12 protein-coding genes, 3 tRNA genes and 1 pseudogene are annotated in these 14,442 nt (G+C 65.0%); 9 read left to right on the top strand and 7 right to left on the bottom strand.

The window, feature by feature from the left end:
- Positions 1-49 precede the first annotated feature (49 nt).
- The gene (locus ON44_RS01345) at positions 50-373 is read right to left on the bottom strand and encodes a hypothetical protein (protein ID WP_157187018.1); all 324 of its coding nucleotides are present in this window, start codon (positions 371-373) and stop codon (positions 50-52) included.
- Between the two features lie 46 nt (positions 374-419).
- The gene (locus ON44_RS01340) at positions 420-1,550 is read right to left on the bottom strand and encodes a nitric oxide synthase oxygenase (RefSeq protein WP_040685912.1); all 1,131 of its coding nucleotides are present in this window, start codon (positions 1,548-1,550) and stop codon (positions 420-422) included.
- A gap of 468 nt (positions 1,551-2,018) precedes the next feature.
- On the opposite strand from ON44_RS01340, the gene nicT reads away from it, so the two are divergent.
- Positions 2,019-3,068 (top strand): Nickel transporter NicT, encoded by a 1,050-nt coding sequence (gene nicT, locus ON44_RS01335; protein ID WP_506331757.1) that lies wholly within the window; start codon positions 2,019-2,021, stop codon positions 3,066-3,068.
- A gap of 85 nt (positions 3,069-3,153) precedes the next feature.
- A complete protein-coding gene (locus ON44_RS01330; protein ID WP_040685954.1) occupies positions 3,154-4,218 on the top strand; it encodes an alpha/beta hydrolase in 1,065 nt (354 codons plus the stop codon).
- Here ON44_RS01330 and hisC read toward each other — a convergent pair.
- On the bottom strand, positions 4,215-5,297 hold the full coding sequence (gene hisC, locus ON44_RS01325; protein WP_040685910.1) for a histidinol-phosphate transaminase: 1,083 nt from the start codon (positions 5,295-5,297) through the stop codon (positions 4,215-4,217). The two genes, ON44_RS01330 and hisC, sit on opposite strands and share 4 nt — an antisense overlap.
- Before the next feature lie 96 nt (positions 5,298-5,393).
- Here hisC and ON44_RS01320 point away from each other — a divergent pair, with 96 nt between their 5' ends.
- From ON44_RS01320 to ON44_RS01310, 3 genes are all read left to right on the top strand, one after another.
- Positions 5,394-6,134 (top strand): dienelactone hydrolase family protein, encoded by a 741-nt coding sequence (locus ON44_RS01320; protein ID WP_040685953.1) that lies wholly within the window; start codon positions 5,394-5,396, stop codon positions 6,132-6,134.
- A gap of 91 nt (positions 6,135-6,225) precedes the next feature.
- Positions 6,226-6,315 (top strand) — tRNA-Ser (locus tag ON44_RS01315).
- A 39-nt stretch (positions 6,316-6,354) separates the two neighbouring features.
- A tRNA-Arg gene (locus ON44_RS01310) sits at positions 6,355-6,427 on the top strand.
- Between the two features lie 339 nt (positions 6,428-6,766).
- On the opposite strand, the gene ON44_RS01305 is transcribed toward ON44_RS01310, so the two are convergent.
- Positions 6,767-7,603 carry a hypothetical protein gene (locus ON44_RS01305; protein ID WP_040685909.1) on the bottom strand — a complete coding sequence of 279 codons (837 nt, stop codon included), beginning with the start codon at positions 7,601-7,603 and terminating at the stop codon, positions 6,767-6,769.
- Between the two features lie 168 nt (positions 7,604-7,771).
- Positions 7,772-8,773, bottom strand: a complete 1,002-nt coding sequence (locus ON44_RS01300) for an NAD(P)H-quinone oxidoreductase (RefSeq protein ID WP_040685908.1) — start codon at positions 8,771-8,773, stop codon at positions 7,772-7,774.
- A 332-nt stretch (positions 8,774-9,105) separates the two neighbouring features.
- Between ON44_RS01300 and ON44_RS01295 the strand changes: the two genes are divergently transcribed.
- The 3 genes from ON44_RS01295 (at position 9,106) to ON44_RS01285 (ending at position 11,029) form a co-directional block, all read left to right on the top strand.
- Entirely contained in the window at positions 9,106-10,281 is a 1,176-nt protein-coding gene (locus ON44_RS01295) for a lactate 2-monooxygenase (protein WP_040685907.1), read from the top strand.
- Between the two features lie 211 nt (positions 10,282-10,492).
- Positions 10,493-10,900, top strand: a complete 408-nt coding sequence (locus ON44_RS01290; protein ID WP_306306451.1) for a MarR family winged helix-turn-helix transcriptional regulator — start codon at positions 10,493-10,495, stop codon at positions 10,898-10,900.
- A 44-nt stretch (positions 10,901-10,944) separates the two neighbouring features.
- Positions 10,945-11,029 (top strand) — tRNA-Ser (locus ON44_RS01285).
- Between the two features lie 227 nt (positions 11,030-11,256).
- On the opposite strand, the gene ON44_RS01280 is transcribed toward ON44_RS01285, so the two are convergent.
- Complete coding sequence (locus ON44_RS01280) at positions 11,257-12,309, bottom strand: uroporphyrinogen decarboxylase/cobalamine-independent methonine synthase family protein (RefSeq protein ID WP_157187017.1); 1,053 nt, start codon at positions 12,307-12,309, stop codon at positions 11,257-11,259.
- 181 nt (positions 12,310-12,490) lie between these two features.
- On the opposite strand from ON44_RS01280, the gene ON44_RS01275 reads away from it, so the two are divergent.
- Positions 12,491-13,150, top strand: a complete 660-nt coding sequence (locus ON44_RS01275) for a DUF4231 domain-containing protein (RefSeq protein WP_083897578.1) — start codon at positions 12,491-12,493, stop codon at positions 13,148-13,150.
- A gap of 133 nt (positions 13,151-13,283) precedes the next feature.
- Here ON44_RS01275 and ON44_RS01270 read toward each other — a convergent pair.
- Positions 13,284-14,442: pseudogene (locus ON44_RS01270) on the bottom strand (cysteine desulfurase-like protein); the annotation flags it as partial.

Here is a 14,442-nt window from a genome sequence, read left to right as displayed (position 1 = left end):
ATTCGGGCCGGGAGTTCTTGGCCGGATTCGACTGTGTCGAGCCACATTTTCAGCGCCCCTCCCAGGAGCGGCGGGCGGCGCGAAGCCGTCGGTCGGCCGCACCGTAGGCCGCGACCACACCCGCCTCGAAGATCTCGTCATCGCTGCGTCCCGCCTCGGCCAGCGTCGTGATGTTCTTCTCGGTGAGCCGATACGGGCGTTCGGCGACCAGCTCGACGAAATCGGCGAGATCATCGGGGACCCCGGCGGCACCTTCTTCACCCGAGGCCCGCGCCCGAATCGACCGCCGCACCTCGACCGGCAGCCGTCCCGGCGCACCCTCGAGATGTGCGCCGAATTCTTCCCATTTCGAGCCCATGGAACGCCGTGCCATGGCCCCATTCTTGCCCATCAACCGCACTACCGCTGCCGAACAAAGATCAGATTTCGCCTTCCCCACCGAAGTCCCGCCGCACGAAATTCGGGCGCAGATCCGGCTCGGGTTCGTCGTAGTAGCGATGGAAGGTCGGGGTCACGCCAGACGAAATCGGCGGATTGATCCAGCTCCAATCGGTCGGGCATTTCCGGCCCGCGGCCTGCTCGCGGTTGACGTGGTCGCAGAACTGCTTGGCGACCGTGTGATGGTCGACGATATACACTCCGGCCTTCCGAAAGCTGTACAGCACAGCGCGATTCAATTCGACCAGGGCCTGATCGCGCCACAGTGAACGCTCGTATCTGGTATCCAGGCACATCATTTCGGCGATGAGCGGCAACATGTTGTATCGGGTGGTGTCACTCAGATTGCGTGCGCCGATTTCGGCTCCCATATACCAGCCGTTGAACGGTGCGAACGGGTAGGTGATGCCGCCGATCTCCAGGTTCATATTCGAAACCGCGGGCAGTGCATGCCATTTCAGGCCGAGTCCGGCGAACCAGTCGAATTCGGGGTGTTCGAGTTCGACCTCGCGGGCCAGTTCGGGCGGTATGTCGAACCAGCGGATCGGCTCGTCCGGAGTGCTGATGAGCACCGGCAGGATGTCGAAGGGCGTGCCCGCGCCGCGCCAGCCGAGCTTCATGGCGAATTCGGTGATCGTGATATTGGCCGGGTCGCCGGTGACGGTGCCGTCGCCGTTGCGGTAACCGGCGTAGCGGATGAGTTGTGGGCTGACGATGCGGAATTCGCGGCCGTCGGCCTGGCGCGGTGGTCCGACGGTGATCATCGATTGGATGGCGCCGCCGTTGGTCGCCATATGCAGGTGCTGCCAGCAGACCTCGGCCAGATCGCGGGCCGAGCGGACCCGTCGTGCGTCGAGCAATTTCAGTGATCGCCAGTGTTTTCGCCCGACGCAGCGGGCGTGGTTGCGCCAGGCGAGCTTTGCGCCGATCAGGATCTCCTCGGCGGTCTGCACGTAGCTGCCGGTTTGTTGGAGTTGCTCCAATGCGGTGCGGCGGCGATTCGCGGACAGATGCGCGAGTTCGGGCAATCGGAAGAACTCATCACACTCCCGCATCCGCCTTTTCAGATCGAGTCCGAAAGGTTTTGTGTCAGCGGCACTTTCGAGTGACATGACGGGTAACGCTTGATTCACGGTTTTCTCCGGTCGGGCATCAGGTACTGCGGCTAAACAGACAGGCATTGATCGAGCAGAGAATTTCGCGCGCGGAGCGCAGCTGACACCTGGCCACACCGGAGGTCCGCGCGGTAGCCTTCGCGTTGCGGGGAATCCGGATACGGCAGACGGTTTCGGCAGCGGAGCTGTGCAGGCTGCCGGGTTGCCGAGCACACGCACAGCATCATGACCTGGCTGCCGCCGTTTGCTGTCCACGATCATGCTCGTCCCAATCGACGCCTGAAAACGCCCGCATAGCAGCCTAAGACCGGTGTGCTGGCCGTGTGCCCGAATTCGACGTAATGCCTGTTCGGAATCTGCCGGGCACTGGCAACTGTGTGCCGATCCGCCCGAACCCGACCGACCTGTACGTTGCGTGCGCAGTACCGTTGTACGAACGGTTCGTCCAGCAGTGAGGATTGGCTCGTGCGCAGCGTTGTCGGTATGGCGGTGACCGTTCTGGCGCTGCATGTCATCGGCTGGGGGACTCTGCTGTTATTCGTGGTGCCCGGACATCACGTGGTGCAGGGCGCGGTCTTCGGCGTCGGTCTCGGTGTCACCGCCTACACCCTCGGGATGCGGCACGCCTTCGACGCCGACCACATTGCCGCGATCGATAACACCACTCGAAAGTTGGTGGCGGAGAACGGCAAACACAAGGCGCAGACGGTCGGTCTCTGGTTCGCGCTCGGCCATTCCAGCGTGGTGTTCATCCTGGTCGCGCTGCTGGCCTTCGGGGTGCGGGCGCTGGCGGCGAATCTGGAGAACCAGGATTCGAGGCTGCAGCAGTGGACCGGGCTCTGGGGCACCAGCATCTCGGGCACCTTCCTGATCGTCATCGGTCTGCTGAATCTGGCCTCGCTACTCGGCATTTGGCGCGTCTTCCGCCAGATGCGGCAAGGCGACTTCGACGAGGCGCAACTCGAGCGCGAGTTGGACAGCCGAGGCCTGTTGAACCGGGCGCTCGCGCCGGTCGTGCGGCTGGTCGAGAAGCCGTGGCAGATGTTTCCGGTCGGGCTGTTGTTCGGACTCGGCTTCGACACCGTGACCGAGGTCGGTCTGCTGGTGATCGCGGGCGGCGCGGCCGCGACCGGACTGCCTTGGTATTCGATTCTTGTTCTGCCCGTGCTGTTTTCGGCGGGTATGGCGCTGTTCGATTCGCTCGACGGCTCATTCATGAGCTACGCCTACGACTGGGCCTTCGCCAAACCAGTCCGCAAGATCTACTACAACCTGGTGATCACCGGACTGTCGGTGGCGGTCGCACTGCTGATCGGCGGGCAGGAGATCGTGTCGATCTTCGCCGAACGGCTCGAAGTCGAATCCGGGATCGTCGCGTGGATCGGGAATCTGGATCTGGGTGATCTCGGCTACATCGTGGTGGGTCTGTTCGTGGCGACCTGGATTGTGGCAGCAGCGATATGGCGCTTCGCCGGAGTTGAACAACGCTGGCAAGGTGACCTTGCCACGAAGTAGCCAGGCCGGGCGCCGCATACCACATACCGTCCGGCATGTTTATGGATCGCGCGCCTACTTTCGCATTTCTGGCAGGATGGGCGCCATGCTGTCTCGGCGCGAGGTGCGGCGTTGGGTCTCCAGCGCCATCGTTGGCGTCGCACTGATTGCCGGTGCGGCGGTGTTCGGCCCACCCCCGGTGCTAGCAGCGCCGGGCGATCAGCCCCGACCGAACACCGGCTCGGCAGATGGTCCATCCCCCGCGGAGCCGACCGTCCCCGGCGTGAAGCAGGCTTCGATCGATCGGATCGTGCCCATCAACGACCGGTGGCTGCGGGTGTGGGTGAATTCACCCGCGATGAGTCGCGCCGTCGAGGTGCAGGTGTTGCTGCCGCGTGAGCAGAACCATCCGCGGCCGACCGTCTACATGCTCGACGGGCGCAGTGCCGAGGCGGAGAGCAACAACTGGACCGAACTCGGGCACGCGGACAAATTCTTCGAAGACAAAGACGTCAACGTGGTGCTGACGGTCGGCGGACCGGCCAGCTTCTACACCGACTGGCAGCGCCCGGATCCGGTGCTCGGCACCAATATGTGGGAGACCTTCCTGACGAAGGAACTGCCGCCGCTGATCAATGCGAAGTTCAACGGCAACGGACGCAATGCCGTCATGGGCGTCTCCATGGGCGCCGAGGCCGCGATGATGCTGGCCTTCCGGCAGCCGACGCTGTACACGGCGGTGGCCGCGCACAGCGGATGCTTCTCCATGGGCACCGACCTCGGACAGGCGCAAGCCCGCGCGGTGGTCGCGACCTACCGTGGCGGACCGGACAATATGTTCGGCGATCAGCACGATTCCGCCTGGCTCGACCATGACGTGCTGCTGCACGCGGAAGCGTTGCGCGGCAAGGCGATCTATCTGTCGGTCGGCAGCGGACTGCCCGGCAAATACGACACCCCGAACAATCCGGATCTGGTCAGCACCATCGGATTCGGCGGTCCGCTGGAGGCCGCGACCAATATGTGCACCCACAGGCTGGCCGATCGACTCACCGCGCTCGGGATTCCGGTGACCGCGAACTTCCGGGCCACCGGGACACACTCGTGGCCGTACTGGGCCGACGAGTTGGGTCTGTCCTGGCCGACGATCTCACGGGCGTTGGGCGTTTAGCCGATCCCGAAGCGCGCCAACACATCCGGATCGGTCGCGAACCGCAGGAACTGCTCGTTCTCGTGCGGATCACCGGTGGTCACCCGCACGCCGTCGGTGCCGTACGGCCGCAACAGCACCCCCGCCTCCGCACTCACCTCACCGTATTCGGCGCTGCGCTCGCCCAGCGGCAGCCACAGGAAGTTCGACTCGCTCGGCGGCACCTCGTAGCCCGCGGCGAGCAGTGCGTCACGCACCCGATCGCGTTCGACGACGAGAGTGTCGGTGCGGTCGAGTAGCTCGTGCCGCGCCTCCAGCGAGGCGATCGCGGCCGCCTGCGCGACCCGGTTCACGCTGAACGGGATGTGGACCTTCATCAGCGCGGTGATCACCGCCGGATCACCGACCGCATAACCCGCGCGCAGCCCCGCCAGACCATACGCCTTGGAGAAGGTCCGCAGCACAACGACATTGGGCCGGTTGCGCCCCAGCTCGACACCGTTCGGACGCTGCTCGGGGGTGAGCCGCAGGTATTCGAAATAGGCCTCGTCGAGCACGATCAGCACATGCTCCGGGATCGCGTCCAGGAAGCGGACCAACTCGGCCGCACCGACCGCGGTGCCGGTCGGGTTGTTCGGATTGCAGACGAAGATCAGCTTGGTGCGCTCGGTGACCGCAGCGGCCATCGCATCCAGATCGTGCACATGCTGCGGGGTGAGCGGCACCTGCACGGCGGTCGCATTGCCGACCTGGGTGACGATCGGATACGCCTCGAAGGAGCGCCAGGCGAACAGCACCTCGTCGGTCGGTGCGTCACAGGTGATCTGCACCAGTTCCTGACACAGCGCGACGCTGCCGCAGCCGACCGCGACGTTCGCCGAGGAGACGCCGAGGAAGTCCGCGATGGCCGCGCGCAACTCGGTGACCTGATTATCCGGGTAGCGGTTCGCCAATTCCGCGGCCTCGGCAATGGCCTTCGCGGCGGACGGGAGCGGACCGAAGGTGGTCTCGTTGCTGGCGAGTTTGACCGCGCCCGGATGGTTGCGGCCGGGGACGTACGCCGGGATCGATTCGAGGTCCGGCCGGATGTGCGCTGTCACCGTTCAACCATATGCCGGGTCCGGAAAAATCCGGGTGCCAGGGCCGCTCACGTGCAATTTCTCGCGAAGATCAGCAGATCCACCTACCCTTGTTTCATGTCGGGCATTTACGACGATATTGCGCCGCTACGTAGTCGCGACGACATCATTTCCGGTTCGGACCCACAATTATCGACCGACGATCGAGTTCGGATCGCCAACGCCCAGGTGCCCATCACGGTGGCCGAGCCGGAGGGCAATGCGCGCGGCGGCATCGTGGTGCTGCACGAGTCCCGGGAGTTCACCGGGTCATTGCTGGAACTCATGAAAGCCCTGGCGACCGAGGGCTGGACGGTGGTCGCGCCCAATCTGTTCCATCGCATCGACGGCGAGCCGGCGCAGGAGGTCTTCGGCGACGAACTCTTCGACGATTTCGACGCCTGTTTCGACTGGCTCACCCGCCGCGGCGTCTTCCCGGACTGCATCGGCGTGCTCGGCTTCGACCACGCGGGCACCGCGGCCTTCCTGGTGGCGACCAATCGCCCTGTCGGCGCCGCGGTCAGCGTCGCCGCATCCGGCATCGTCGAACCGCTCACCGACGAGGCCGATGCCCTCATCCGCGCGGCCCCCGATCTGCAGGCGCCATGGCTCGGACTCTTCGGCGCCGACGACCCGGACACCCCACCCACCCACGTGGAGCAACTCCGGGACGCCGCCGCCCGCGCCGCGGTCGCCAGCCTCGTGGTGACCTACCCGGGCCTGCACCACCGCGCCGACCGCCCCGGCGGCGACGAAGACTTCGATCTCGTCGATTCCCAGACCCGGATTTTCGACTGGTTCGACAGCAATCTTCGGTGATTACCTGGCGTTTTGCGATCTGGACGTCGGCTACTGTAACCTTCCTGTTCGGCGGTTCGAAAGGACCGGTGCCCTCGAAGAGAAGGCTCCAGGAGGCGTGCCAGAGCGGCCGAATGGGACTCACTGCTAATGAGTTGTCCCTTCACGGGGACCGGAGGTTCAAATCCTCTCGCCTCCGCCACACCCCGGTTCGCCGGGCTATACAACTGAACACAGGCATGCGCCCGTAGCTCAACGGATAGAGCATCTGACTACGGATCAGAAGGTTAGGGGTTCGAATCCCTTCGGGCGCACTTCACTCGGCCCCGGCTCATGCTCACGGAGAGCGTGAGCCGGGGCTCGTTTCGTCATTTTTTGTGGGGGTGGAACCCCCACGCCCCACCCGGAGGGCTTTGCCCCCGGACCCCCGAGGTTGGCCGGAGGGCTTCGCCCCCGGCTTGGTTCGGCGGCGGGGTCGTCTCCCTTCGGTCGCGCTCTTGTTCAGCCTTTGGAGATCGTGTGACTGTCAGCTGGCATGGATCACAGCCTCAGCCCATTACCAGCTAGCAATACCTCGACCTTGATGACGCCGTCGGACGTGAACTGGAGTGCATGTACCGCCGACGGTCAGGTCAGGTCAGGTCAGGCAGAGATCAGCGCCGGACCCAACCCTGTGCGCGGTCCGCCAGGTTCCACCACGAAACGAACTGCGCGTCTTCGGAGTTCAGCTTCCAGCGCGCGGCGAGTCCATCGAAGAACGCATCATCGCCGGTCTTTCCGCCCTTCGGCTCTCCGACGTAGACCAGCCGTTCGCCACCTCCAGCTTCGAACGCGGCGAGCGCTTCAGACGCCATCGTGTTGCCCCAGCCAGGCGGCCAGCAGAGGAACAGCAGATCATCCGAGCCGCCGCTCGGACGCGCAGCGAGCTCATCGAGATCCCCGATGCCATGCCACACGTCCGACTGACCGACTGCACCGAGAAACGACATGTTCTCCGTCTTGTCCGGCGGTTCGGAGTCGTACGCGTCGACGCCCACGCCTACTTCGGTCAGTTGCGCCGCCCAATACCCACGCCCGGCCCCCAGTTCGATCACTTCGCGGCCATCGGCGAACTGAATCAGCCACGCAATCGTCTCGGGCGACGGGATGGCGTACGCATAGGCGGCCTGCAAGATTGTCTGCGCGAACGCCAGACGCACGCTGCCCTTCGTCCGACCGCCGTCCACCACGCGACGGCCTTCGCACTCGGACACCGATGGCGCAACGATCTCCCAGTACGGATTCGCGCTGACCGACCGGCCACCAGTCATGTAGTGCACGAACCGCAGATCGAACGCGGCGTCGGCCCGATCATCCCCCGTCCCCGCCAACATCGGGGCCGTATCCAAGTACTGCGCCACCTTCGGATATTCGGCCCGAAGCCGCTCCTCATCACCGAGCAACGCGGCCAGTTCGTCCCGCCGATCCGTAGTCAATGCCAGCTCGGTCATCGGTCAATTCTGGCCGGACACAGCCCAATTCGTGAGCACTTCCTAGAACCCTGAGCTGTCGCATAGCCATTGCCGACCTCACACAGAGCTTGTGCGAGGTGCCCACTAGCTGTGCGACACCGGCCGCCAGGAGGGTGCGGGTTCGAATACCTATGGGTGCAGCTGCGGTCAGGCGTCGCGGACGTTCAGGACTACCTTGCCGAAGGTTTCGGAGGAGTCCAGGAGGCGGTGGGCCTCGGGGGCTTCGGTAATCGGGAGTTCGGCGTGGATGACCGGGGCGATGGTGCCGTCGGCGATCAGGGGCCAGATGTGGCGGCGAAGTTCGGCGATGATGGTGGCCTTGCTGTTCGGGCCGGTGGTGGGGCGGTTGCGGACGTTGTTGGCGTGGATGGTGCCCCATTTGGACAGCAGCGCACCGAGATTCAGCTCGGCGGTGGCCCCGCCCTGCATGCCGATCACCACTAGGCGGCCGTGCGGTGCCAGCGCCTCGACGTTTCGTGACAGGTAGGCGGCGCCCATGATATCGAGGATGATGTCGGCGCCGGGACCGCCCGCACCGTTTTCGGCGCGGATCGCGGCGACGAAATCGTCCTCGCGGTAATTGATCAGGACGCTCGCGCCCAACTCGCGGCACCGCTTCAGCTTCTCCGCCGAGCCCGCGGTCACCGCCACACGAGCGCCCTGGCTCACCGCGACTTGGATGGCGTGCGTACCGATTCCGCTGCCGCCGCCATGGATCAGCACCAACTGCCCCGCAGCCAGCCCGGCGGTCATCGCGAGGTTCGACCACACCGTCGCGGCCGCTTCGGGCAGCGCGGCCGCCGCACCCAGGTCGAGCCCGTCGGGCACCGGCAGCACCTGGCTCGCGGCAACCACAACCTTTTCCGCGTACCCACCACCGGACAGCAGCGCACACACGCGATCGCCGACGTGCCAATCCCGCACCCCATCACCGACTTCGGCGATGACCCCCGAACATTCCAACCCCATGACCTCACTGGCCCCGGGCGGCGGCGGATAGAACCCTCGCCGCTGCAGCAGATCCGCGCGATTCACCCCGGCTGCGGCAACCTCGATCAGCACCTCCCCGTGCCCCGGCACCGGATCCGCCGCCTCGCCCCACTCCATCACCTCGGGTCCCCCGAACCCGTTCAACTCGATAGCGCGCACCGCCCCATCCTCCCCCCATCCCCGACCCGCCCGCTGGCCACCCCTTCTCGCGAGCACACACCCCGTGTAGAGCCTGCTGCCGAATCAGCGCTGATTTCGGTCGTGCCACAGGTCACCCGCCTGGATGGACTGCCGCCACGTGATCATGCTCGCCGGTGGGTCCCAGCGGTGACGTCATGATCGCCCGTTGAACGTATTCGGCACCAGGCTCGGTACTGGATGTGCGGCTCACAAATGGAATGCGGCGTCCCGCACTCTGGTCCGGCGTCGTCAGGGCTGGAAATATGGCGAGCTGCCTGCGGGGATGGATGCGGGGTACTAGCGTTCCGGGCGTGAGCAGCTTTGTCGACTTCCAGAACGAGATCTACCTGGGTGGACTGGGTGGCGCGGTGCCCGAATTGCCGTTGACGGCTGCGGGTTTGGAAGACCGGGCGCGTGCGGTGCTGAGCAAGGAAGCCTTCGCGTATGTGGCGGGGAGTGCATCGGGGGAGCGGACGGCGGCGGCCAATCGGTCCGCATTCGACCGGTACCGGATTGTGCCGCGGATGCTGCGCGGCACCTCGGGGCCGGGTGCGCGCGATCTGTCGGTGGAGGTGCTCGGGACGCGACTGGCCGCGCCGGTGCTGACCGCGCCGGTCGGGGTGCTGGAGCTGCTGCACGAGGGTGGTGAGGTGATCGTCGCGGAGGTCACGAAGGAACTCGGCGTCGGTACCGTGCTCTCGACGGCGGCCTCGTCCACGATCGAGGATGTCGGCGCGGGGGCCGGTAGCTGGTGGTATCAGCTGTACTGGCCGGCCGATGACGAGCTGGCCAGATCCTTCGTCGAGCGTGCGGAGCGTGCGGGTGCGTCGGCCATTGTCGTCACCGTCGACACCCCGAGCCTAGGTTGGCGACCCCGCGATCTCGAGCTCGCACATCTGCCGTTCCTGCACGGCAAAGGCATCGCCAACTATCTGTCGGATCCGGTCTTCCGGGCGAAACTTTCGACGCCGCCCGAAGAGAGCGAGGACGCGATGCGAGCCGCGATTCTCACCTGGAGCGGCTTGTTCGGCAACCACGCCCTGCGCCCAGCGGACCTTGCCCACCTGCGGGAGTGGACCGATCTGCCGATCGCGGTCAAAGGCATCCTGCATCCGGACGACGCCCGTCAAGTGGTCGACGCTGGTGCCGACGCAGTGGTCGTCAGCAACCACGGCGGCCGCCAGGTCGACGGTGCCATCGCCGCACTCGATGCCCTTCCCGCCGTGGTCGCCACGATCGGCGACCGCGCGGACGTCCTGTTCGACTCCGGCATCCGCACCGGCTCGGACATGCTCACTGCGCTGGCACTCGGCGCGAAGGCGGTGCTGTTCGGTCGCCCATGGGCGTACGGTCTCGGCATCGCAGGCCGAGCAGGTGTTCGCCACGCGCTGCGCGTTCTGCTCGCGGACTTCGACTCCGTCATGGGCCTGTCCGGATGCGCGAACCCGGCCGAGCTCAACCGTTCATTGATCGCAACAATCCATTGATCGCAACAATCCGCTGAACCGGTCGACCCATATGCCCTGATCCAGGGCTTGATTAGTCGTGTGTCCAGGTCTTTCTCCGGACCGCTGGGTTATGCGTTTGCGCAGTTCAGGCGCGCTTAGAATGGAGCATGTGCAACCAGAACCGAGCAGTCACGCGCCCGTCGAGCCGCAATGGCTCTCGTCGTCGCAGCAGCGTGCCTGGCGGGCCTATATGGACGGTAATCAGCGCTTGGCGACGGCATTGAACCGTCAACTGCAACGCGACTCCGACCTCACCCTCGCGGAATACCGGATCCTCGTCCTGCTCTCCGAGGCGCCCGACCGTTCGTTGCGCATGAGCGAGCTCGCCGACGGCGTGCTGTCCTCCCGCAGCCGACTCACCCATCAGATCCGCCGCCTGGAGACTCAGCGGATGGTCCGCCGCAACACCTGCCTCGAGGACGGCCGCGGCGTACTCGCCGAACTCACCGAGGAAGGTATGCGCCGGCTCGAGGCCGCCGCACCCGGTCACGTCGAGGCGGTCCGCCGCAACTTCATCGACCTACTCGGTCCCGAACAACTCGAGATAGTCGGCGAGGTCTTCGCCCGCGTCGACCACGAGATCGGCAACTCCGACTGACCCGTCGACGGACGGCGCACGGCGACGGGTACTCTCGTTGGCCTGGAGACGTGGCAGAGCGGCCGAATGCACTCGCCTTGAAAGCGAGCGTCGCGAGAGCGACCGGGGGTTCAAATCCCTCCGTCTCCGCAATCCAGACCTGGTCTTCCGGGTCTTCATGTCAGCGAAACCCCAACGGCGGGTGGGGAGTTCTGACACACCGCGACACACGGTGCCCTCAGATGTGTGTCATGTTCGCCCCTGGAACGGGCTCCATGCGGACTTCCGAGGCGCGCGATCGACAGCTTGCTTCCGCTTCGTCCACGCCTGAATCGAGGTCTGGTCGACGATCCGCCCGTCGCGCGGATCCGGACCGATCAACCGGTCGTCGTGACCATCAATTCGGTCAGCAATCGCAGTGCGTGGTCCATTTCGGCTTCGGTCATCCGAGCCATACCGCACGATGTGCTCAGCCCGCCGAATGGACGAGGGTAATACTTCCGCGCCTGCGTCAAGGCCGAGCGGATATGGTCCGCACTCGCCTTCTCGTGCACGATACCGGCGTAGATGGTCGCGTCGGTGGTCAGCTGCTCCAATGGCTGATAGATATCGGGATTGTCCACGTCGGCGAATGGCAGTACGTCGGCCGCCGCCAGGGGAATATGAATACCCTGCAGCGTCCGGCCCTCGGGCCATGCCGCCGCAATGGCATTGACCAACAGCACAACCGGCTCGAACCCGTTGATCTGCTTCAGCCACGTGCTGTGCTCCCAGTCGCCGCGACACAGATGGATCGTGACACGGGCCCCCTCCGGCATCCTGCGCACGAATGCGGCGAGATCCGAAGCCAGCTCAACAGCTTTCGCGGCGCGCTCTTGCGCCGACTCGATCACTTCGATGGTCAACATGCGCCCGGGGCTCTCGAGTTGGAACACCACATCGCCGTCGAACAGCCGATGAATAGCGAAGATCTCTTCCAGCGCCGGTTTCCGGAACGACTCGTAATGCTGCTCGAGTCCGGCCTCACCCAGGGCGAAGTACGCGTGATCGTACGGATCGACAATGCACGCCTGATAGCTCTTGCTGCTGCCGCGTTCCTCGATCATGCGCTGCAGAATCGGCTTGGCCGCCTCGGCTTGGTCGAAATAACCCAGCAGCACGGGCGGAATCTCGAGCTCATGCGCACCGGCGTACTCGTAACCGGGCATCCCCGGATAGGCCAACTCGATATTGCCCTCCTTCACCTTCCGCATTCCAGGAAGCGCGAAGGTACTGCGCAGCCTCGGCATGATCCAACCGGGAAAAGCCGTGTCACCCTCCGGAAACGACGGCAGGTACTCCCACATCGTGCCGAATTTCTCCATCGCGATCTGTCGTGTCGGCGCGTTGGCGCTTCCCACCAGGTACGTCACGGGCAGTGAAAGAGCCATCGGGTGTCCTCTCCGTACGGATGTGCGGGGACTATAGCGCCGACGCCCTCGGCTCGACTGCAACCACCCAGCTGCGATCCGAGACGTGCCCCACGCGAAATATCTTGTCTCGCAACCAAACTCACCGAACTACGGAGCGGTTTTACCCCGCTCGAACGCCCTCCCGGTGCTGGGAACCGCAATGCTCTCCGCGCCGCTGGCCGCGACCGTACCGCCCGAAACCGGCTCGAGTGCAACGGTTTATGCCGCGAACCGGTGCTCGGCTTTCCCGATCGCCAGGCGCGGTCATAACGGCTCGTCGATAATAGGCGGCGTGCCTCTTACCGAAGGTCTCGGCTCCAGCCAGTCCGGCTCTGATGAGCCGAGCCCGCCTTTGATAGCACCAGAGGACTACATCACCGATCGCTTGGAGCAGTACCAAGGTTGGTATGACAAGAAGGCCGTCACGATGAAGGCCAGGCATTTGCAGATCCGGGTCCTCGCCGTGGGCGGCGGCGTGACCGTACCCGCCCTTGTCAATCTCCCATTCGCGTGGGCACCGATCGTGGTCACAGTGGTCAGTCTCGTTGTAGCGGCGTCGGTTTCGCTCGAGAGTGTCTTCAAGTATCGAGAGCAATGGAAGAACTACCGGTCGACCGAACAACTGCTCGGCCACGAAAAGGTCTACTTCCGTACCCGAACAGGACCGTACGAGCACTTGGGCAACACCAAGGCCTTTCGGACCCTTGTCGAACGAGTCGAAGGCGCAATCGCCGCGGAGAACTCGGCAACCTTGAACGTTATGACGACCGCCCAGCAGCTGAGTGAACCCGAATATCCGCGCAGTGCGGCGTCCAGCTGACCTCTTCGTCCCGAAGGGCGATCTTCGGTGTGCGTATCAATGCCGATGAGCTGCGAAGATGTCGACTGATGCGCGTTATCGAGTCGCTCAACAGGCTTCGCGTGCGGAGCAGGGCTGGGGCAGCGCCCCGGACTCACTCCAGCGCGGCCAGCGCCCGCCCCAACTGATCGATCTCGAAATTCGTTGTGTACGGGGCCAAGCCGACGGTTACCGCGCCGCCTTCGTCGTTGACGCCGAGGGCATCCAACAACCGGCTGCCACCGTGGACACCGCTCAAGGTGCCGATGCGGGCGTCGGCGAGTTTGGCGGCTACCTTTTCGGCTTGCATGCCTGCCATGGTGAAGCTGACGGTGGGGATGCGGGTGGATGCGCGGCCGATGACGGTCAGGTTGGAGATTTTGTCGAGCACGTCCATCAGGTGCTCGAAGAGTTGATCGTGGTAGTCCTGCAGCGAGGTGATGGAGATTTCCAGGCGCTCGCGGCGGGTGCCGCGGGCGCGCTCGTCCAGGCCCGCGAGGAAGTCGATGGAGGTGGTCAGGCCGGCGAGCAGGGCGTACTGGTGGCCCCCGACCTCGAGCCGTTCGGCGCCCTTGGCATAGGGGTTCAACGACATCGACGGAATACGGTCCAGGAAGGCCGGATCGCGGAAAACCAGCGCGCCGATCTGCGGACCACCCCAGGCGGGGCGCTCAACGCGACCACATCGGCATTCAGTTCGTCGATATCGATGAGGGCATAGGGCGCGGCGCCGAAGCAATCGGCGACGAGCAGACCACCCACCTCGTGCACCCGATCCGCCGCGACCCGCACCGCGGGGGCCGAACCGACGATCGGCGACGCCGCGGTCAGCGCGACCAGCCGGGCGGTCGGGCCGATCAATTCCTCGAACTGCCACGACGGCATCTCACAGGTTTCGATCTCGACCTCGGCCCAGCGCACATGCGCACCGTAGCGATTCGCGATCCGCAACCACGGCGCGACGTTCGCCTCATCATCCAATCGCGACAGCACTATCCCGGTGCCGAGACCGAGTCGCGAACTCAGCGACTCCGCCAACCAGGCCAACAAAACCGCGCGGTCCGGTCCGAGCACGACGCCCGCCGGATCACCGCCGACGAGATCCGCGACGGCCTCGCGCGCCGCATCCAGAATCGCGGCACTGCGAACGGCGGCGCCATTGCGGCCGATATGGGAAAACGAAGAGGTTCGGAAACCTGTTGATACGGCACGAGATACCGAATCCGGGACCAGCATTCCGCCCTGCGGGTCGAGATGGATCCAGCCGTCGCCGA

The organism is Nocardia vinacea NBRC 16497 (assembly GCF_000308835.1).
Classification (GTDB): Bacteria; Actinomycetota; Actinomycetes; order Mycobacteriales; family Mycobacteriaceae; genus Nocardia; species Nocardia vinacea.
This window is presented reverse-complemented; position numbering and strand designations above follow the sequence as displayed.

Excerpts from the sequence above, each read along its gene's own strand:
- ON44_RS01345 (WP_157187018.1), bottom strand. The coding sequence starts at position 373 with ATGGCACGGCGTTCCATGGGCTCGAAATGGGAAGAATTCGGCGCACAT.
- ON44_RS01340 (WP_040685912.1), bottom strand. The coding sequence starts at position 1,550 with ATGTCACTCGAAAGTGCCGCTGACACAAAACCTTTCGGACTCGATCTG.
- ON44_RS01330 (WP_040685954.1), top strand. The coding sequence starts at position 3,154 with ATGCTGTCTCGGCGCGAGGTGCGGCGTTGGGTCTCCAGCGCCATCGTT.
- ON44_RS01320 (WP_040685953.1), top strand. The coding sequence starts at position 5,394 with ATGTCGGGCATTTACGACGATATTGCGCCGCTACGTAGTCGCGACGAC.
- ON44_RS01305 (WP_040685909.1), bottom strand. The coding sequence starts at position 7,603 with ATGACCGAGCTGGCATTGACTACGGATCGGCGGGACGAACTGGCCGCG.
- ON44_RS01290 (WP_306306451.1), top strand. The coding sequence starts at position 10,493 with ATGGACGGTAATCAGCGCTTGGCGACGGCATTGAACCGTCAACTGCAA.
- ON44_RS01280 (WP_157187017.1), bottom strand. The coding sequence starts at position 12,309 with ATGGCTCTTTCACTGCCCGTGACGTACCTGGTGGGAAGCGCCAACGCG.
- ON44_RS01275 (WP_083897578.1), top strand. The coding sequence starts at position 12,491 with ATGCTCTCCGCGCCGCTGGCCGCGACCGTACCGCCCGAAACCGGCTCG.